The 21,539-nt window shown below is 43.6% G+C and carries 12 protein-coding genes; 7 read left to right on the top strand and 5 right to left on the bottom strand.

The window, feature by feature from the left end; all coding sequences use genetic code 11:
* Positions 1-17: 17 nt before the first annotated feature.
* Positions 18-3,413 carry a SusC/RagA family TonB-linked outer membrane protein gene (locus NQ510_RS02595; protein WP_005824938.1) on the bottom strand — a complete coding sequence of 1,132 codons (3,396 nt, stop codon included), beginning with the start codon at positions 3,411-3,413 and terminating at the stop codon, positions 18-20.
* Between the two features lie 403 nt (positions 3,414-3,816).
* Here NQ510_RS02595 and NQ510_RS02590 point away from each other — a divergent pair, with 403 nt between their 5' ends.
* The 4 genes from NQ510_RS02590 to NQ510_RS02575 all read left to right on the top strand — a co-directional run bounded on the left by NQ510_RS02590 (position 3,817) and on the right by NQ510_RS02575 (position 11,780).
* Entirely contained in the window at positions 3,817-4,665 is an 849-nt protein-coding gene (locus tag NQ510_RS02590) for a hypothetical protein (RefSeq protein ID WP_005824933.1), read from the top strand.
* Positions 4,666-5,072: 407 nt separating this feature from the next.
* Positions 5,073-8,396 (top strand): SusC/RagA family TonB-linked outer membrane protein, encoded by a 3,324-nt coding sequence (locus tag NQ510_RS02585; RefSeq protein WP_005824930.1) that lies wholly within the window; start codon positions 5,073-5,075, stop codon positions 8,394-8,396.
* Between the two features lie 7 nt (positions 8,397-8,403).
* A complete protein-coding gene (locus NQ510_RS02580; protein WP_005824929.1) occupies positions 8,404-10,218 on the top strand; it encodes a RagB/SusD family nutrient uptake outer membrane protein in 1,815 nt (604 codons plus the stop codon).
* A 143-nt stretch (positions 10,219-10,361) separates the two neighbouring features.
* Positions 10,362-11,780: a C10 family peptidase gene (locus NQ510_RS02575; RefSeq protein WP_005824927.1), complete on the top strand. Its 1,419-nt coding sequence runs from the start codon at positions 10,362-10,364 to the stop codon at positions 11,778-11,780.
* Between the two features lie 200 nt (positions 11,781-11,980).
* Here NQ510_RS02575 and NQ510_RS02570 read toward each other — a convergent pair whose 3' ends face one another.
* Positions 11,981-12,988 (bottom strand): aspartate-semialdehyde dehydrogenase, encoded by a 1,008-nt coding sequence (locus NQ510_RS02570; protein ID WP_005824925.1) that lies wholly within the window; start codon positions 12,986-12,988, stop codon positions 11,981-11,983.
* Between the two features lie 154 nt (positions 12,989-13,142).
* Between NQ510_RS02570 and NQ510_RS02565 the strand changes: the two genes are divergently transcribed.
* From NQ510_RS02565 to NQ510_RS02555, 3 genes are all read left to right on the top strand, one after another.
* Positions 13,143-15,272 (top strand): cation:proton antiporter domain-containing protein, encoded by a 2,130-nt coding sequence (locus NQ510_RS02565; protein WP_005824924.1) that lies wholly within the window; start codon positions 13,143-13,145, stop codon positions 15,270-15,272.
* Position 15,273: 1 nt separating this feature from the next.
* Positions 15,274-15,984, top strand: a complete 711-nt coding sequence (locus NQ510_RS02560; RefSeq protein ID WP_005824922.1) for a tRNA threonylcarbamoyladenosine dehydratase — start codon at positions 15,274-15,276, stop codon at positions 15,982-15,984.
* A 64-nt stretch (positions 15,985-16,048) separates the two neighbouring features.
* On the top strand, positions 16,049-16,708 hold the full coding sequence (locus NQ510_RS02555; protein ID WP_005824920.1) for an ABC transporter ATP-binding protein: 660 nt from the start codon (positions 16,049-16,051) through the stop codon (positions 16,706-16,708).
* Positions 16,709-16,710: 2 nt separating this feature from the next.
* On the opposite strand, the gene NQ510_RS02550 is transcribed toward NQ510_RS02555, so the two are convergent.
* The 3 genes from NQ510_RS02550 to NQ510_RS02540 form a co-directional block, all read right to left on the bottom strand.
* Positions 16,711-19,035: a TonB-dependent receptor gene (locus NQ510_RS02550; protein WP_005824919.1), complete on the bottom strand. Its 2,325-nt coding sequence runs from the start codon at positions 19,033-19,035 to the stop codon at positions 16,711-16,713.
* 124 nt (positions 19,036-19,159) lie between these two features.
* Entirely contained in the window at positions 19,160-20,110 is a 951-nt protein-coding gene (locus NQ510_RS02545; protein WP_005824917.1) for a helix-hairpin-helix domain-containing protein, read from the bottom strand.
* A gap of 6 nt (positions 20,111-20,116) precedes the next feature.
* Entirely contained in the window at positions 20,117-21,484 is a 1,368-nt protein-coding gene (locus tag NQ510_RS02540) for a sodium-dependent transporter (protein ID WP_005824915.1), read from the bottom strand.
* Positions 21,485-21,539: the final 55 nt, after the last annotated feature.

The following is a 21,539-nucleotide window of genomic DNA, read 5'->3' as shown; positions in this document are numbered from 1 at the left end:
TTAAGTTTTTGAGGTTGTTATAATGTTACCTGGACTCCAAATGAGAATGTGCGTGTAATAGGAGCTATACGTCCCCATCCACCAGCTGTAAGTCCATTGCCTGTACTGATTTCGGGGTCGACTGGAAGGTCATTCCCTTTGTGGAGCAGAAAGAGGTTGCTGCCACTGAAGTAGATACGTGCTTTCTCAATGTAGGCTTTGCGTGTCCACTCTTTCGGAAGGGTATATCCCACAGTTACGTTCTTCAGACGAAGATAGGACATGTCTGTCAAATAGCGGGATTGGGGATAGTAGTTGTTGCAGCCGTTAGCTATACCGGATACGGTACCTCCACTATTATTTGTACCACGATAAAGACGTGGATAACGGTTGCCTTGATTTACCTCATAACCGGTAATGGCGGTATAGTCTGAATTCCAAAGCACTTTGTTATAGCTTGTTTGGTGGGAATAGATGGCTACGTCGGCATGTACCATGGCGGGAAGGTTTAGGGAAGAAGTCGTCCAGTCCTCACGTTTGCCTACACCTTGGAAGTAGAGGTCAAGGTCGATACCTTTCCACGCTCCGCCTAAATGGAAGCTGTATTCGTAGCGTGGCATAGAGTTTCCGATGACTTTCAAATCGCCGTGGTCGTCTGCTGTGCCTTTTCCACCGTCAATCTTGCCATTGCCGTCCAAATCCTTGAACTTGACGTCTCCCGGGCCGTAATGGAAATTACCGGATTCCAGTCCTGCCTGGCTTGCAATGCCGTTTGCATAATTCCATGAGCCGTCTGCATTTTGGCTGGTGAAGTCTTTTTCCTCGAAGTAACGGTCGGTTTCAAAACCGAAAATGTCACCGTAGGTTTTACCGGTGTAATAGGTGCTGAGCAGTTTGGAATCATTGTCCCACTTTGTTACTTTAGTCTTGGAGTCACCGATGTTGAAGTTGGCATATACGTCGAAGTCGCCGAAGGTATGGCGCCAGTTCAAGTTCAACTCCCATCCACGTGTACGTAAGGTACCGGCATTTTCATAAGGAGCAGAAGCACCCAGAGTGTTCGGCAATACTTGTGCCGGTGCCAGCATGTCACGATTCTCACGTTGGAACCAGTCGAAACCTATAGTCAGTTCGTCATTCAAGAGACCCAGGTCAAGACCTATATTGAGGGTGCGGATACGCTCCCAGGTCAAAGTACTTGATACCAAATCCGGCATGTTATACATGGTCAGGAGATTAGCGTTGGCATTATTGTTTTCAATCCAATAGATATAGCCGGTACTTTTATTGTTCAACCGTTGGCTTATTAATTGTTCGAACATGTAGTCGCCCACAGCCTCGTTGCCGATTTCGCCAAAAGAAGCACGCAACTTACCATTGCTGACAATATGTTTCAGTGGGGCGAAGTAGGCTTCTTCGGAGAAGCGGTAGCCGATGGATGCAGAAGGGAAGAAGGCCCACTGGTCGGTATGGGGGAAACGGGAAGAACCGTCGTAACGTCCGTTCAGTTCCAATAAATAAATGCCTTTGTAGTCATAATTGATACGGCCGAAATAACCGGCAGAAGCGCGGGATGTATGATTCCAACTCAAATCTTGTCCATCCTTGCCAGCCATATTCAGTTCGGGGTATCCCTCTTGATCGTACATCACATTGCGGGTACCATACAGATATTTGTATTCCTCTTCTTCTGCGTTGACACCTGCCATTACATTCAGGTTGTGTTTTTTGGCAAATGTTTTGGTATAGTTTACGTATGCGTTGGCCGTCCATGTGTTCTGTTTGGAAAAGTCTCTCCAGATGCCGCTATTGCCTTTAGTGACGATGTAAGAGGGTACCGGTTTCCCGCTCCAATTGATGCCGTAAACGGAGTTGTCCTGCGAACCGCTGTTCATATTCTGAATGGCATATGTAAAGTCTGCATTAAGGGTCAGTCCTTTAACGATTTCAGCTTTCAAGAAGGTGTTCATACGGGTCAGGTCTGTTGTCACTTCACGATCGGCAGCTTGCTTCTGCATGGCCATGACGCGTGTGTCATAGCCGTCGATTGTGCCCGAAGGAATGAAATAAGAACCCCAACGCCACAAATATTGGTAGGTGTTGGCCCATGTGTCCGGGCGTTTATAGTTCTTACGACTATAGTTGATGCGTGCACCCACCTGTAGCCAGTCGTAAACATTAGTGGTGACATTGACTGAGGCATTGTACTTTTTTAGTTCGTCCGGGTGAATCTTCATCTGTCCTTGCTTTTCGTTGTAGCCGAAAGATAGGTAGTAATTGGTCTTACCAGATGTTCCTTGTATAGAAACATTGTGGCTCATGGAAGGAGCAGCTTTGTTGAAGTAGATGTCCTGTACATCCCAGTCAGCATAATAAAAAGGAGTGCCGTCCAATACGATATAGTCACCCACGTTACTATCGCTTTGGTAGAGGTTCATAGGACGGTAGCCGGTCTTGCCGCCGTTCTGTTGCTGCCACTTTTCGGCGTAAGGTAACAATTTGTCGAAATACATACCGAACAATTCAGGCATACCGGCACCACCGTTCATACTGGCTTCGATACCCATCTTTAATTGTGTGGGTACATCGGGATAGTCCGGCAGGTAAGTAGCTTGATCCCATGCAAAATTGTTGCTGTAATTGATGGTAACCTTTTCGCTAGGCTTTGCGCTCTTGGTATTGATTAGAATCACACCGAAAGCGGCGCGCGTTCCATAAATGGAGGAAGCGGAAGCGTCCTTCAGTACGGAAATATTTTCGATGTCTTGCGTATCGAGGAAAGAAATGTCATCCATCGGAACGCCGTCCACTACAATGAGTGGATTGCTGACTTCTCCATTACTCAATGTCCCCAAACCACGTATACGCATGGAGGCTGTCTCGTCGATGGCACCACTTGTGGTGAGAATGCTTAGTCCCGGAACAGCCCCTTGCAATGCTTTGGCTACATCTTGTTGTGGACGACCTGCCATTGTCTTGTTTAAGTCCACTGTAGAAACTGCTCCTGTCAAGTTAGCCTTCTTTTGTACACCGTAGCCTACTACTACTACTTCATCCAGCATCTCGGTATCTTCTTTCAGAGTTATTCTCATCGTTTTGGCTGCCTTCACTTCTTGTGTCTGATAGCCCACAAATGATATTTTTAGTGTTGCTCCCGGTGTTATGGTCAATGTAAACTTACCGTCTAAGTCGGTAATTCCGCCGTTGGTAGTCCCTTTTTCTACTACGCTGGCACCGATAATCGGTTCGCCGGCTGCATCGATAACTAAACCGCTGATAGTGATAGCTTGTAATTGTTCTGTTACGCCAAGCGAATTATCAGGATTGGCTTGTGCAGCCATCACGTTGCCGCTGCTTAATAACAGTGAGCTGATTGCCACTGCTGTGAGGAGTTTGCTATGTGTTAGTCCTCGTTTTTTGTGATCTTCATTCATAAATGATTGATGATTTGTTGTTAATTAAATACTTCTTAAATTTAGGGTAAGGGTAATAAGGACCGAATAGTGAGACTATTCAACTTGCAGGATTGTTTCTTTTTCCATAGGCATTTTCTCTTTTTAAAGGTTTATAACTTTATATTATCTCTTGTTTTTCTATTTGTTTGCCAAGTCCAGACGGAACTTGGAATTCAGTCAGATAGTATCTTATTATTAGTCTGTTATCGTCTTGTTTTGACTAAAACGCGGTTGCGTTGGAAAAGTGGGAATACTTTGTTGGATGATTGAGGATATGAGCAAAAGGGAGATGTATGGCCAGTAAAATGATTTTTTCTTGAAATAGCCTTGGAAAGATTAAAAAAAGCTATATATTTGTATTCAATTCTAAAACTAACTACCTATGAAACTAATTGCAGAAAGTGGTTCTACGAGAACAGAATGGGCGCTGGTTGAAGATAATCGTCTGATACAGCGAGCCTTCACAGAGGGCTTAAATCCTTTCTTTCAAACGAGAAGAGAGATTAGCCGAAGTGTGCGGTTAGGATTACCCGAGCATTTTTTCAAAAGGAAATTGGAACAAGTCTATTATTATGGTGCCGGATGTACTTCTTATGAAAAGAAAAATGTATTGGGAGCTTCATTGGTAGCACAATTCAAAACTCCAATTCAGGTAGAGAGTGATTTGCTGGCAGCTGCACGTGGCTTGTTCAAATGCGAGGCCGGCATTGCTTGTATTTTGGGAACCGGCTCAAACTCATGTTTTTATGATGGGAAAATCGTTGTAAAGAATGTCCGGGCAGGAGGTTACATCCTGGGGGATGAGGGTAGTGGTGCTGTATTGGGCAAAATGTTCTTGTCTGATGTACTGAAAGGTTTGGCTCCTAAAGATGTAACGGCGGATTTCTTTGAGAAGTTCCGTATAAGTCCGAATGAGGTTATGGAATCTGTGTATAACCGCCCGTTCCCCAATCGCTTTTTGTCTACTATATCTTATTTTTTGGCTGATTATACCAATGATGACTATGTATTTGAGCTGATTACCGGTAATCTGAGAAATTTCTTTACTCGTAATGTCTGCCAATATGACTACAAAAATTATCCTATTCGTTTTGTGGGTTCATTGGCTTACAGCTACGCGACCATTTTGCGGGAAGTTGCCCGTGAATTTGGCATCGAACTGGAAATCATTGAAGAAACACCAATGAATGGCCTGATTGAATTCCATTCTTTAAATATAGAAGAACCTTAAATTCTTTATATAATTTCAAGGTAGTTAACCTTTTTTGAAATGTATAAAATATATAGTTAAATAAATGCAAAGGAATTTCTTGATATTAAATAATTTTATGTATCTTTTTAGCTCATAAATGAATCATCATTTCTCACCTTTTTAATAACGAGTTTTTTATCTCTTAAAACAACCAATAGAGTTAATAATAAGATTTTAACCTTGTATAATATATAACTAAGTTCCGTCTGGACTTGGTAAATAAATAGAAAAAAGAGAGATAATATAAAAATGTGAACCTTTAAATAAAGAAAACGCCTATGAGAAATTAAAGAAGCCTTCGGAAATAGTCTGACTAATCCGAACTATATGATTCCCTTACCCTAATTTTGAAAAACTGGTTTAATTAACAAAATCATCAATCACTTATGAATGAAGATCGCAAAAAACGAGGACTTGCCAATGGTAAGTTCTTTACGGCGGTGGCAATCTGTGCTCTGTTTTTAGGCAGTGGCAACGTGATGGCTGCCCAAACAGCATCCAACGACTCACAAGGAGTACAAGAACAGATGCAATCTATCTCTGTAACTGTCACAGTTGTAGATACAAAAGGTGAACCTATTATTGGTGCCAATGTCATTGAGAAAGGTACGACCAATGGTGGCATTACGGATTTGGATGGAGTTTCCAAATTAAATGTAAAGCCCGGTGCTATTCTGCAAGTATCATTTGTGGGATATACTACTCAAGAAGTTAAGGCAACTTCGGTAATGAAGGTTGTTTTGAAAGATGATACGGAATTGTTGGATGAAGTTGTCGTAGTAGGTTATGGTGCACAGAAAAAGGTGAACCTGACCGGTGCGGTGGCTAATGTAGATGTCCAAGAGGCGATTGCAAGCCGTCCGGTAACAGATATTGCAAAAGCTTTGCAAGGTATAACTCCTGGTTTGAGTATCACGACTAATGTAGGAGGTATTGGCGTTGATTCTAATATCAAGTTGCGTGGTGCTACTGGTTCTTTGAGTGCTACGGAAGGGACAAGTCCACTGATTTTGGTGGATAATGTGGAAGTTCCCAGTTTAAGTTTGGTGAATCCGGACGATATTGCCAGCATCTCTGTCTTGAAAGATGCTGCATCTGCTTCTATTTATGGTACACGTGCTGCCTGGGGGGTAGTCTTGATTACGACAAAGACTGGTAAAAAAAATGATAAACCGCGTGTTACCTACTCTAATAACTTCTCTTGGAGTACTCCGACTGTGATGCCACAAGTCGCTAAAACCTATGAGGGAGCACAAGCTATGTTACTGGCTGCCAATAGAAGCGGCGCTTCTACTGTAAGTTCGATAGGATATAATGTCGATGAAATTGCAGTTCAGAAGATGAAGGAATGGTACAACACTTATGGTGGAATGTCACAATCGGAATTAGGCGAAATGCAATTAGGTAGAGATTTTGAAGAACGTGGTGGCAAGTATTATTTTTATCGTCAGTTTGATCCGTTAGATATGTTTATGAAAGATTGGACTCCCCAACAGAAGCATAATCTTTCTGTCAGCGGCGGTAGTGATAAGACAACCTATAATATTAGTTTAGGCTATTTGAATCAACAAGGTATTTTAAAGGTTAATACAGATGAGTATGACCGTTATAATTTCAATGCCAATGTCAATACACAGATTCGTGACTGGTGGTCTGTGAGAGCAAATGTTATGTTCTCTCGTTCCACAAAATCAGAACCATATCAATACACAAGTGGTTATACAGACGTTTGGTACTATTTGTTGCGTTGGCCTTCTTTCTATCCTTATGCTGATTACCAGGGGATTCCTTTCCGTTCAGCTATGACTGAGATAGCACAGGCTAATCGTGAAAGTTTAACTAATAACTTTACTCGTGTTAATTTAGGAACTACTATTAATCCGATTAAGGATTTGGCCATTAATTTTGACTACACTTTCGCTCTACTTAATGATTATCAGAAGCGTAACGGTGGTGAAGTTGGTGGTTGGGATATGTTCAACAGTAGTAATCCTTTGACTTATAATTCAAGTTTTTATGGTGCTACCCATAATCGTGTAGTTGAACGTAGTCGATATACAATGTCCAATACTTTCAAAGCTTATGCCACTTATGAAAAATCTTTTGTACAAAAGCACAACTTGAAAGTGATGGTCGGTATGGATGCTGAAACCCGTGAAAAACTGGGTCATAGTTCAGACCGACGGACATTAGTGAACTTTGATAAACCGGAAATTAATCTGGCCATTGGTGATCAGTATGTAGATGGTACTACCTATCATAATGATTTTGCGGCAGCCGGTTTCTTCGGACGTATTAACTACGATTATATGGGTAAATATCTTCTTGAGGTGAATGCACGCTATGATGGTTCTTCTAAATTTCCCTCGGGAGATCAATGGGCTCTGTTTCCTTCTGTTTCTGCTGGATGGCGTTTAAGTGAAGAAACTTTTATGAAATGGGCAAAACCAGTTCTTTCTGATTTTAAAGTACGCGGTTCTTGGGGTACAATTGGTAATCAGGATGTAGCTGCCAACTCTTTCCTTTCTGTAATGTCTGTAAATAAGTCCTCGGGCTGGGTGATTGATGGTAAGCAAGTACCTTATATTGGTATTCCTTCCGTTGTTTCTCCGTCATTGACTTGGGAACGTGTTACTACTATTGATCTGGGTTTTGATGCCCGTTTTTTCAATAATGAACTTGGTGTCAGTTTTGACTGGTATCAGCGTACTACTTCTGATATGCATTCACCAGGTGAAACATTGCCTTCTACTTTCGGAAGCACAACAATGCCTAAGGTTAATTCCGGGGAATTACAAGGACGCGGCTTTGAGTTGTCAATAGATTATAATAAAAGATTTGCTTGTGGGCTTGGTTTAACAGCACGTGCAACTTTATCTAAGATTCGCGAAAAGATTACGAAGTATAACAACCCGAATAAGAATATTTATGGTAACTACGAAGGCAAGATTATAGGTGAAATCTGGGGATATGAGACAGATCGTCTGTTCCAATATGAAGACTGCTATCAAGATGCAGATGGAAAATGGTTTATTGATACCAATAAAGTACCTTCGCAGGCATTGTATGAAACCGGTGCATTCAAATATGGTCCGGGTGATGTAAAATATAAAGATTTGGACGGTAATGGTGAGATTACTTATGGTGAACAGACTTTGGAGGATCATGGTGACTTGAAACGCATTGGTAATACTTTACCAAACTTTGAATACGGTTTCTCTGTAGCATTGACATATAAGGATTTTGACTTCAGCACATTCTTCCAAGGTATTGGCTCAAGAGATGTATGGGCTGTTGGGCAAACTGGTATTCCGGGATTTATGCCAGGCGAAGGGTGGTTAGAGCATCAGATGGATTATTGGACTCCTGAAAATACAGATGCATTCTATCCTACACCGACTTCTCACTCTTGGATAAACAACGGACAGAATTTCCTGCGTCAAACTCGTTATTTGCAGAACATGTCATATTTGCGTTGTAAGAATATTACATTAGGTTATACTGTTCCGGAAAAATGGATGAAAGTAATAACTTTTACAAGTGGTCGTATTTATGTTAGTGCGGAAAACTTGTTCGAGTTTGATCACACTAATATTCCGGTTGACCCTGAAACGACAGAGAAAGCTGCTGCTTCTAACGGTGAGTACAAATTTGGTAAGAGTTATCCGTTTATGAGATCTATTTCATTTGGTGTTCAACTTACATTCTAATAAAATTATGAAAACAAAAATATTTGCAGTTTTAGCATTGGCTGCTGGTCTCTCTTCCTGCTCGGACTTTCTGGATCGTCCGCCTATGGATCAGATAGAGAATAGTGCAGATTTCTATAATAGTGAGAATAATATTCGCTCTACGATATATGGATGGTATGATATTTATTTTACCGGTTATCAAAGCGGTTGGGTGAAATCGGATTTTTTCGACGGAACTAATGTTGCTAATTGGGTAGATGATTTGGCGCAGAAAGAAGCGACTTTCTTTACAAATACAGCCCCTGCAACTAGTGCCGACTGGTCTTTTGCAAACGTTCGCCGTATTAACCTTGTGTGTGACGGACTTGTAAATTCCACCTTGCCTGAGAGCGTTAAGAACCATTGGATAGGCGTAGCACGCTTCTTCCGTGGTATGGAATATGCTCGTTTGGTAAGGATGTTTGGTGATGTTCCATATTATGACCATGTTGTAGATAATACGGATGAAAAAGCTCTTTATAAAGGGAGAGATTCCAGAGATTTTGTAATGGATAAAGTGTTGGAAGACTTGGAATTTGCTGCAGACAATGTAAAAGAGGCTGATGGAACAGATGGGCTTTGTGTAAATCGGCATGTGGTGAATGCTTTTGAGTCTCGTATTATGTTATTTGAGGGAACCTGGCAGAAGTATCGTGAGGGAAATACAGAATTGGCAAAGAAGTATTTAGAGGCTGCAAAGACTGCCGCGAATAGAGTAATGTCTGCGCAAAAATATAAAATTTCTAGTGATTACAAAGCATTGACTATTTCACTGGACTTGGCTGGTAATCCTGAAATGATATTATATCGTTCTTATGTGGAAGGTATTCTTACTCATGCTGAAATGTCATGGCAATCAGAACAAACATTGGGCAATGGACCTTCTAAGGATTTGGTTGATAGCTATTTGACAACTAATGGGTTGCCTATTCATCAAGACGGAAATACAGTATTTAAAGGTGATAAGGTTTTCAAGGATGAAATGACTGACCGCGACCCACGTTTGGCAGCCAATATTGATCTTGAAGGTGTACGTTTAAATGGTATTGCAGGTGCGGTATATGGTATTGGAGGTTATTTTGGTACTCGTTTTGTTAACGAAGATTTATTCAATACTGCTGCAGGACAGAGTAATACTAATACAACCGACGCACCTATTATGAAACTGAATGAGGTGCTATTGAATTATTTGGAGGCTGCTGCTGAATTAAATGATATGGGAGCTTATACCTTGTCACAAAAAGATTTGGATATTACAATTAATGAAATTCGTAAGAGGGCTTCTGTAAACATGCCTGCTGTTACATTAAGTGGTAAGAACTTTAGTGTGAATGGGGTGATTATCAATGACCCAGATCGTGATTTAGGAAACTCCGAAGTGGTTGGTGACTATGAAGTTTCGCCTATCCTTTGGGAAGTACGTCGTGAAAGACGCATCGAATTGGTGTATGAAGGCATTCGCTTCGATGATATTCGCCGTTGGGGAAAATTGCATTATGCGGATATGAAGATTAACAAAAAGTTAAACTTGGGGGCATGGTTGGATAAGGAAGCTTATTTGAAAGAATATAACCAAGCTAACGGAACGTCATATACCATTGATGATTTGAAAGACATTCTTTTGGATCGTGAAGGTAATTCAGGTTATATCAAACCTATCCAGGTTTCTTCATTATTGCGTACTTATGGAGAAAAAGATTATCTTTATCCTATCCCGACAGGACAGATATCCTTGTATAACAGTAAGAGTGAACAACTGGGAGATTCTTCTATTAAGTTAGAGCAGAACCCAGGCTGGTAATAAGATGCATCACAATGGGAGCTGATTAATTGCTACCCATTGTGATGCATGTTTATTTAGTTGAATCTATAATGGCGGTATACTTGCCTTAATATTTGAAAGATTACAAATAGTTGAGTTGTTATAAACTTAAATTAATATTTATGAGAACATTAACGAAGCTTTTGTGGATTTTATTGCTAGGAGTTGTTTTTTCTTGTCAGGACAATGTGATTGACGCAATTGATGCGACGATAGATGAAAAAAACTTTGATACGAAAATGTATGAGACTTCTGTATCTGTGGAAGATGCAAGAAATGTTGCTGAACTTTTTACTGTAAAGGATGCTCCTCGGACTCGCGTTAGTAAATCTGTCAAGGAAATAATTACTATTGAGGGAGAAGTTAATAAGCCAAGTATGTATATTATCAATTATGATAATGAACAAGGCTTTTTACTTGTTAGTGCTACCAAAAACTTCCAACCTATATTGGCTTATGCTGAGAGAGGTAGTTTTAATGCTAATAATAGAATGCCGGATGGACTTTCTGATTGGCTGGGAGATATGAAGAATGTTATTGAGGAACGAGATAAAATGCCGATTGATAGTACTTTTCAATATAGAGCAATGTGGGAAGAATATATACCTGCTATGAAAGATAAGGTATATACGCGTTCTAATATAGCTGAGTTTGAAAATTACATAGCAGATTGTTGCCGTGAATGGAAAAAGGAAGGCTATGGATATATTCCGTTTGCTGGTGCTAGGGATTATTTGCCGGAAAGTATATACGAGCAATTTCGTGCTGTTGCGGAAGGAATGACTTATATTGAATATGATTATAATCAACATGCTTACTTGCGCTGGAAACAAAAAGGTTATGAAGAAAAAATGGGAAATATATTATCAACAACTTGGACACAAGAATCTGGTTTTAATGTTGCATTACCTCAAATAAGTGGTCAATATCCACCTGCTGGTTGTGCAACAATAGCAATGGCTCAAGTAATGAAATATAATGAGTATCCAACTTTTTTTAATTGGAATTCAATGCCAAATAGTTATGCCTCTTCTGTCACTGCTGCATTTATCAGAGATGTTGCAGATGCAATTAACGCAGATTATGCATTAGATGGGACTAGTGCGTCATTATCGGATGTGCGAAATGCATTAGTGTCCAAATATGGCTATTCGACGACAGCTCAAGTTGTAAATCATTCGGCAGCAAGAACTATCGGCAACTTGAGAAAAAAGCAGCCGGTAATTATGCAAGGCTTTACAGATGATGGTAAGGTGGGGCATGCGTGGGTTGCATGTGGATATCATGACATTGATCATTATACAGAATATGAACTATTAACAATGCCAGAGGAGTTCCATCCTGGAGGGACATTCGTTTTTCTTATTTCAGATTCTTATACAACTGATTTTGATATCCGTACTTATTTTTATATGAACTGGGGATGGGGAGGTAGTTATAATGGAATGTATCTTGATACTAATTTGTATTTGGAACGTTCTGATGGTAGCTTCTCTTGGAATCGTAATCGTAAAGATATAGTTGATATTGTTCCTAAGTGAGGTGTTATTGTCTTTTTGATTTTGTCATGAAATATATGAATAACAAATAGTATTTTGACTTAAAATGTTTTTTTTGAATTACTTATAGCAAAATTTGTTCATATGAATTAGCGAACTTACCCTTATAAAAGGTGATAAAAATGCAAGTTCTAAAAAGGGTGAGAGACTGACTTCAAAATGAAGTCAGTCTCTCACCCTTTTTAGAATGCTTTTTCCTTAATCAGGTATTCTGCAATCTGCACCGCATTCAGTGCAGCGCCTTTCTTAATCTGGTCGCCCACAATCCAGAACGTCAATCCGTTTTCGTTGCTGAGGTCCTTGCGGATACGGCCTACGTAAACCGGGTCTTTGCCGGCGAGGAACAACGGCATGGGGTATTCCTTTTCTGCCGGATTGTCCATCAGAACCAAGCCTTCGCCGTTGGCAAATGCTTCGCGGGCTTCTTCTATGGAGACGGGGCGCTCGGTCTCTACCCAGATACTTTCGGAGTGGGAGCGGAGAGCGGGAACACGTACGCAAGTAGCACTGACCTTTACGTCAGAGTGCATAATCTTACGGGTCTCGTTGAACATCTTCATCTCCTCTTTGGTATAGCCGTTTTCGGTGAATACGTCGATTTGCGGAATGAGGTTGAATGCCAGCTGGTAAGCGAATTTTTCAACGGTTACGGGTTCGCCTGCCAATACCTGGCGGTACTGCTCGTATAACTCATCCATGGCAGCGGCGCCGGCACCACTGGCAGCCTGATAGGTAGAAACGTGTACGGTCTTTATATGGGAAAGCTGTTCGATGGCTTTCAGTGCCACTACCATTTGGATAGTAGTACAGTTGGGGTTGGCGATGATACCGAGAGGACGTTCTTTGGCGTCGGCGGCATTCACTTCGGGCACTACCAAAGGTACATTGTCGTCCATACGAAAAGCGCTGGAATTGTCAATCATCACTGCTCCGTACTTGGTAATGGTTTCGGCAAATTCTTTGGAGGTGCCTGCGCCTGCGGAAGTGAAAGCGATATCAACCCCTTTAAAGTCATCATTGTGTTGCAAGAGTTTCACCTCGATCTGTTTACCGCGGAAGGTATATTTGGTTCCGGCACTGCGTTTAGAACCGAACAATACTAACTCGTCCAACGGGAAATTTCTTTCATCGAGCACTCGCAGGAACTCTTGTCCCACGGCTCCGCTTGCTCCAACAATAGCTACTTTCATTTTTCTTTTGTTTTAAATTAAGTTTATAAAAAAGTGAAATACTATCTCTAAAAAGATAGAATTGGTCGCAAATTTATAACAAAATGCTGTATAACACCGCATAAAGTGAAAAGTTTTTCGTTATTTTGCATTCAAAACCTAAAACTTATAGCCTATGGATTGGTTTGACTTCAGCTTGAAACTTCCCATCACCGACCCTACATGGATATTCCTCCTTGTACTCCTCATTATATTGTTTGCTCCCATATTGTTGAATAAGCTTCGTATTCCGCACATTATCGGAATGATACTGGCGGGGCTTGTCATTGGGGAGCATGGTTTCAATATCTTGGTGCGTGATAGCAGTTTTGAGCTTTTCGGCAAAGTAGGCTTGTATTACATTATGTTCCTTGCCGGTCTGGAAATGAATATGGGAGACTTCAAACAGAACCGGGGCAAAGCGCTTGTTCTGGGGCTCTTGGCTTTTATTGTGCCCATAGGCATAGGCTTGGTAACGAATATAGCTTTGTTGAAGTACGGGGTGCTGACCTCTGTTCTACTGGCAAGTATGTATGCGTCACATACGCTGGTGGCCTATCCCATCGTGATTCGTTACGGTGTGTCGCGGCATCGCAGTGTGAGTATTGCAGTGGGGGGGACGGCGGTTACGGATACACTCACTTTGCTGGTTCTGGCCGTTGTGGGTGGTATGTTCAAGGGGGAGTCGGACGGCTTCTTTTGGGTATGGCTTGTCATAAAGGTTATCTTCCTGGGTATTTTGATTGTATATCTGTTTCCACGCATAGGTCGTTGGTTCTTCCGGAGGTACGATGACAACGTGATGCAGTTCATATTCGTGCTTGCCATGGTTTTTCTCGGAGCCGGATTGATGGAGTTTGTGGGGATGGAAGGTATCCTGGGTGCTTTCCTTGCAGGTTTGGTATTGAACCGGCTGATTCCGCATGTCTCTCCGCTGATGAACCATCTGGAGTTTGTGGGCAACGCCTTGTTTATTCCCTATTTCCTGATAGGCGTGGGTATGCTGATTGATGTGCATGTGATTTTCGGTCATGGCGATGCTCTGAAAGTAGCGGCTGTAATGATTGTGGTGGCATTGGCAGGTAAATGGATTGCCTGCTGGCTGACGCAGAAAATATATAAGATGGGAGGGATTGAACGGGAGCTGATGTACGGATTGAGCAATGCACAAGCAGCGGCAACGCTGGCGGCTGTGTTGGTGGGGTACAACATCATTCTGCCCAATGGGGAACGCTTGCTGAACGATGATGTTTTGAATGGTACCGTCCTGCTGATTCTTGTAACTTGCATTGTGAGCTCGTTCATTACGGAGCGTGCCGCACGGAAGATTGCCATGGAGGAGGCGCATCTGGAAGAAAACCGCTCCGTGGAAGCGGAGAAGATATTGATTCCGATAGCCAACCCCGATACGATTGAAGACTTGATAAATCTTTCTTTGGTGATACGCGACCCGAAGCAACGGGATAATCTGTTGGCACTGAATGTCATCAACGACGATAGCAGTTCTGAAAGTGCCGAATTGCGTGGGAAACGCTATCTGGAAAAGGCTGCCATGATAACGGCCTCGGCAGATGTGCCGTTGAGGCAAATCACGCGTTACGACTTGAATATCGCTTCGGGCATTATCCATACAGCAAAAGAATATGCGGCAACGGATGTCATTATAGGTCTGCACCGTAAAGTCAATATTGTGGATTCATTCTTCGGTATGCTGACGGAGAATCTGCTGAAAGGCTTGCATCGCGAGGTGATGGTTTCCAAGTTCCTGATGCCCATTAACACAATCAGGCGGGTGATTGTGGCGGTACCTCCGAAAGCCGAGTATGAGGCGGGATTCCTGAAGTGGGTGGAACATTTCTGCCGGTTGGGGAGTACTTTGGGCTGTCGGGTGCATTTTTATGCCAATGAAGAGACTACCGACCATCTTCAAGGGCTGGTGAAAGCCAAATATGGACAGACATTGACAGACTTTTCCCGCCTGGACGATTGGGGGGACTTACTGATATTGACCGGACAAGTGAACTTTGACCATCTGTTAGTGATTATCAGTGCTCGCCGGGGCTCCATCTCCTATGACAGCTCCTTCGAGAAGTTGCCGGCACAAATCAGTAAATATTTTGCAAACAATAGTCTGATTGTGTTGTATCCAGACCAACTGGGTGAACCGCAGGATGCGGTATCCTTCTCAAATCCGCGTGGCAACAATGAGTCGCAGCATTACGAGAAGGTAGGCAAATGGTTCTATAAGTGGTTTAAGAAAAGCTAGAATGGAAGATTGGAAACAGCGAACGCAACTTTTATTAGGAGATGAAAAAATGGAACGCCTGCGCCGGGCACATGTACTTGTCGTAGGACTGGGTGGTGTAGGTGCTTATGCGGCCGAGATGATATGCCGTGCCGGAGTGGGGCGGATGACGATAGTCGATGCCGATACCGTGCAGCCTACGAATATAAACCGTCAGTTGCCGGCTCTGCATTCTACCCTGGGGCAAAAGAAGGCGGAGATATTGGCATCACGTTTCAGGGACATTAATCCGGCTCTGGAACTGAGAGTGTTGCCCGTATTCTTGAAAGATGAGAACATACCGGAACTGCTGGATGATGCGGCTTATGACTTTGTGGTGGATGCCATCGATACGCTTGCTCCAAAATGCCACTTGATAGCGGAAAGCATGAAGCGGCATATCAAGATAGTGTCCAGCATGGGGGCAGGAGCAAAGAGTGACATTTCGCAAGTGCGCTTTGCCGATATCTGGGATACCTATCATTGCGGGTTGAGCAAGGCTGTGCGTAAGCGTTTGCAAAAAATGGGCATAAAGCGGAAACTTCCAGTTGTTTTCAGCACCGAACAGGCTGATCCGAATGCCGTTTTGCTGACGGACGACGAGATGAACAAGAAGTCCACCTGTGGAACAGTGAGCTACATGCCCGCAGTTTTTGGCTGCTATTTGGCCGAATATGTAATTAAAAGACTATAGTAATAGCACTTGAAAGAAAATTATCAAATAGTAAATAGTAAATTGTCAAATTGTAAATAGCCTAGTGATTCATTTAGAGAATATAACGAAGAGTTTCGGTAACCTGCAAGTGTTGCGGGGTATTGACCTGGAGATAGAGAAAGGGGAGATTGTCAGCATTGTAGGCCCCAGTGGAGCGGGTAAAACTACCTTGCTGCAAATCATGGGTACGTTGGATATGCCGGATGGCGGTTCGGTGGTTATTGACGGTACACAAGTCAACCGTATGAGGGAGAAGGAACTTTCCGCATTCCGCAACCACCATATCGGCTTTGTGTTCCAGTTCCATCAACTGCTGCCGGAGTTTACGGCTTTGGAGAATGTAATGATACCAGCCTTCATTGCCGGAAGAGGACAGCAGGAAGCCAAGGAGGCGGCTACGGAAATTCTTGAATTCATGGGGCTTGCCGAACGGGCCTCCCACAAGCCGAATGAGTTGTCGGGAGGTGAGAAGCAGCGTGTGGCGGTGGCCCGTGCTCTCATCAATCATCCAGCAGTGGTGCTGGCAGATGAACCTTCCGGCAGCTTGGATACCCATAATAAGGAAGAACTGCACCAGCTCTTTTTTGATTTACGTAACCGTTTCGGACAAACGTTTGTTATCGTAACCCATGATGAAGGACTGGCGCAGCTCACCGACCGGACGATACATCTGATTGACGGGGAAATCAATAAAATGGTCTGAGCCTATTTCCCCGTGCCCATTACTCCCGAGTCATTGTCACTGTTGTTTACCTTCCGCTGTGCTGTCTTGAAACTGCGGCCGAACGAGAAGTTGTAGGAAAAGTTCACCAGGAACATGCGGGAGCTTTCTTTTATGTAATTATTTGTCTTGTAGGATGCGAATTTATTCCAGTTTTCGCTTTGTACTTTATAGTTGTCGGTGAAAGGATTGAATGCACCGACTCCTACCCGAAGATTCTTATGCTTGTAATATACAGCTAACATCTGGATGTTTTCTCCTCCCGAGAGGGTTTCTCCCCAGAAATTGTTCCAATTGGTGTTTATCTGCCAGAACAGAGAGAACTGTTTGTAGTTTAATGAGGCTTCTGCCTCACAAAACCAGTTGGTGTAGGTATGCGAGTAGTGATTGCCATGGCTCATGTAATGGTTGACACCGCCCGTAAAAGAAAATTGCAGAATGTCGCGGATGGGGCCTACGCGGAGCATGGCACGTCCGGAGAGTTTCTGCCAATCCTTCTGATTGTCCCAAGTCTGCACTATTTTGTTGCCTTCTTGAATCTTCTCGTCCATAATGGCATTGGGACGATAGTCATAGGCTCCCCATAAGTTGGTGTAAAAGATGCCTTTTTTCCACTCGTAAGTCAGCTCCGTATGATAGCACATGTACGACTTCAGATTCGGGTTACCACGACGTATCTGGAATGAATCCACTGCTTGTTCCACATCGCTGAGGTCGCCCAATGAAGGAGAAGCGTTATAGATGTTTCCCTTCCAGCGGAGGTAGGAGTTGTCTGACATGGCATAGTGCAGAACGATACTCGGGTTGAAACTGTAGCTCTCGGTAGATTTGTCCTTGCCGCTCTGATTATAGTAGAAACGAGTCATGGCCACTCCCAGCCGGTAGTTTAGTTTGTCTATCTTTCCACGGTATTCTCCGAATATGTATGTGTTTCCTTGGTGCATATTGGTTTCATAATAATGCCCGTTTCTGTATTCATTGTTGGAGTAGGACTGTGTATGGTTCAATCCAAAGCTCAATGCGTTCCCCTTGGAATATTGCTTCTCGTAAATGACCTCGGCAATCAGGGAGTATTTGTTTCCTCGGATATTGTTGTCAATATCGGTCAATATGTTTCCCAGGGTGCTTTCTTGGTAGAGCCGCTGCGATTTTTCCCGATTGTAGGTGCCTACTACATTGAATACCAGGGTTTGTTTGTTTTTCAGGTCTTGTTGGTAGTACAAATCGAGTGAGGGACGTGTCCAGCTCTGGTCGGTACGGTCGGTCATGTCTACCACGTCCGCTTCGTCATTGGCGTTATAGAGAGTTCCTTTATAATCCCAGTGCGGCTGATTGTTTCCTCGAAGGCGGAGGGTGGCGCTGAAAAGGGAATTTTCAGAAGCCTGCAAACTGTAATTTACGTTTAGGTTGTGCTGGTACATGGTTGCCTTGCTGGGCTCTCCTTTCTCCAGGCGTCTGAGTGTGGTGCCGTCTGCCAGGTGGAATTCTTCTTCATTGTCGCGGTACATGCCGTTAAAATCCCGCGGTCCCATGTAATAGGAGAAGCCGAATTCTGATTTTTTGTGGTTTACTTTGCCGTACAGATTATAGTTTCCCCACATCGTGTTCAACCCTTGGGAAATGTCGGCACCGAAGTTTCCGCCCGTTTCAGGTCGGCGCACTATGTAGTCCAAAACGACTTCGGCATTACCGTAGCGCAGTCCCGGATTGTCATGGTACTCTATACGTATAATGTCGGCAGGGCGAATGGCTTTTATCTCGTCTATTTCGGCTTTGACTCCATTGATGCGTAATTGCAGTTCTCCACCGCCGGACAATCCAATCTCATTGTTCATGGGGTTGACCAGAATACGTGGCAGCATCAGTTCCTGCAACAGATTCACTCCGTTTGTGGAAGTTTTCATTTGTCTTTCGGATGGGAAAACCAGTTTACGGTCGGCACGGCTGATTTGGCTGGAGCCGGTGATAGTCACTCCTTCCAGTGCGATAGAAGCACTGTCTAATACGATTGGTCCAAGGTCGGTATGGCGCTTTACTCCATTGAGGGTGATGTATCCGGTATTATACCCGATGCTGGAAAGAACAAGTCTGTAATCTCCGGCAGCCGTGTTCTTGAAGATGAATTCTCCTTCTGGACTTGTGGTCACACCGGCGACAAAAGTAGAGTCGATGGTCTGTAATACCACATTGACATACTCTATACTCTTGTCGGAAGCATCGCGGACGGTTCCTTTTATTTCTATTTTTTGAGCAAAAGCATTCTGTGCCATACTGCCCAGCAGCATGGTTATAATCATTAATTTTTTCATATTGATACGATGGTTCTAATCCTTATTGCAGTAGGCCTTCCTGTTTTTAGGGTGTTTCTGCTTGTTAGACGAAATGACTGGTGAAAAGGTTGCATCAGACATTGAAAAATGTTGCATGATGCTGTTATTCAAAACAAACGTAGTGACTGATTTTCTCCAAATCGGTATCGGAGAATTCCTCGTAAAGTGCAAAAGGTTTCAGACTATGAAGGTCGCCTTTCTTCTTCCGGTATTCTACAAAGGCCTTTGCCTGGTAGAAGTTGATGTAAGGATGGTTGCGCAGCCTCTCTATGCTACTACGGTTCAGGTTGATGAGGTGGATGGCCCGGGTGTCGATGGAAAACCAGGACTGCAATTGGGTGGTGTCCAAATGGATTTCTTGTAATTGCGTGATGTTGTAGAATCCTCCCAAGCGTTGCCGATAACCGATGATTAGACGGGCAATGCCACTACCGATGCCTGGTATTTTCTTCAGTTCTGTGGTGTCGGCGCGGTTCAGGTCGACAAGGGTCCCAGACGGATATTTTTCCGGTGCAATTCGGAAAGTAACGGCGCTGTCATTGCTTGCAGGAGAGCTGTATAACTGGACGGTTCTTGTTTCTGTGTCTTCCGGAGTGATGTGGATATAGGGTAAGAGTGTCTGATATTGTTTTTCTGTCATTCCATATATTTTCCGGAAATCTTCTGCCTTATGGAACTTCCCTCCTTTACTACGGTAGCGGAGTATGTTCCGCGCCATCCATCCGGGCAGTCCCAGTCGGCAAAAAATGACGGAGTCGGCGATATTGGGATTGAAACGGGCCAAGGAGACGGTTGTCGGTTGTTTTTGGGAGGAAGGTTTAAGTCTGTTGTCCCATTTTTGTTCCTTTTCTTGTATGGATGCGATGAACGATTCGTATTCTGCCATGGCAGTGGCCTGCCGCCGGATTACTTCATCGGAGAGGGGGCGGTTCTCTCTTTGGTATATATAAATATACCCGGAGAGAAAGACGAGAATAATGCCGGTAATCAAAACCAGTATTCCGCGCCTTTCTCCCCGGGAGAAATAAAGGAATTCTTTAAAGGGGTTCTGCATGATGGCCTATTTCAGAAAACCCAGTTCATTGATAAAAATCAGTGCAATTCCTATCGGAGCAATATATTTCAGGATGAATATCAATAGCTTGTAGACGGATACTTTCAGAGTGCCATTGTTGCTGACTTCTTCCCATACGATTTTCTTGTCCAGATACCAGCCTATGAAGATGGAAATGAAGAAACCGCCTAACGGTAGCATTAGCTTGGCCGTTACAAAGTCGAACAAATCGAATAGGTTTAGCCCGAATACGGTATAGCTTTTGCCGATACCGAGAGACAGTGAGCAGAATACTCCTAAGAAAATACAGCCCGCTGTCACGTATCTGGCTGCCTTGCTGCGTGAGAACTTGAACTCTTCATGTAGATAGGCAGTTACCACTTCGTGCAGGGAAATGGTGGAAGTAAGTGCTGCCAATGCCAGTAGGATATAGAACATCAGAGACAGCAGTATCGCCAGCCAGGGAATATTGCCGAACGCTTGCTGAAAGACATTAGGTAGGGTGATGAATAGCAGACTAGGACCCGCATCCGGTTTGATGCCTACAGAGAAGGCGGCAGGGAAGATGATGAATCCTGCCAAAATGGCTACCATGGTGTCGATAGCCGCCACGTTGAGTGCCGTTTTGGGCAGGTTCGTATCATTGCGGAAGTAAGAAGCGTATGTACAGAGACATCCCATCCCCAAGCTCAAGGAGAAAAATGCCTGGCCCATGGCTCCAAGGAACACATTGCCGTCCACTTTGCTGAAGTCCGGTTTCAACAGGAATTCAATGCCTGCTCCTGCTCCGGGCAGGGATATGGAGCAGATGGCAAGGATTATCAATAGGACAAATAGCATTGGCATCATGATTTTGGCTGATTTTTCAATACCTTTTTCCACTCCTTTGACAATGATGAGATGGGTGGCCAGCAGGAACAGCACCAGCCAGATGACCGGACGCCAGGGGTTGCTGACAAAGCTGTTGAAGGATGCGATGAAATCGGCTGCCGACTTCCCGGCAAAACTGTTGGTAGCCGCTTCGCCGATAAACTCAAGCGTCCATCCTGCCACAACGGAGTAATATCCCAGAATAAGGAATCCGGCCAGTACGCCCATACGTCCTACCCAGCGCCAATGCGTGCCGGGTGCCAATTTCTGATAAGCCCTTGCCGTATTGGCACGCGAGCGCCTGCCGATGAGGAATTCTGCAATCATGATGGGGATGCCGAGAATGAGCACGCAAACCAGGTATACAAAGATAAATGCCGCACCTCCGTGATTCCCGGTCTCAAACGGGAAACGCCAGATATTGCCTAAACCGACTGCGGAGCCTGCCGAGGCAAGTATGACGCCTAATTTGCTTCCGAAGTTGGCTCTGTCACTTTTTGTCATAAAACGTAGATTTTTCTTTCAATTCGTTATTAATACCAGCTAAAACATGCAAATA

Origin of the sequence: Bacteroides uniformis (assembly GCF_025147485.1) — a bacterium.
Lineage (GTDB): Bacteria > Bacteroidota > Bacteroidia > Bacteroidales > Bacteroidaceae > Bacteroides > Bacteroides uniformis.
Note: the sequence above shows the minus strand (reverse complement) of the source record. Positions and strands in the feature narration are given on the sequence as shown.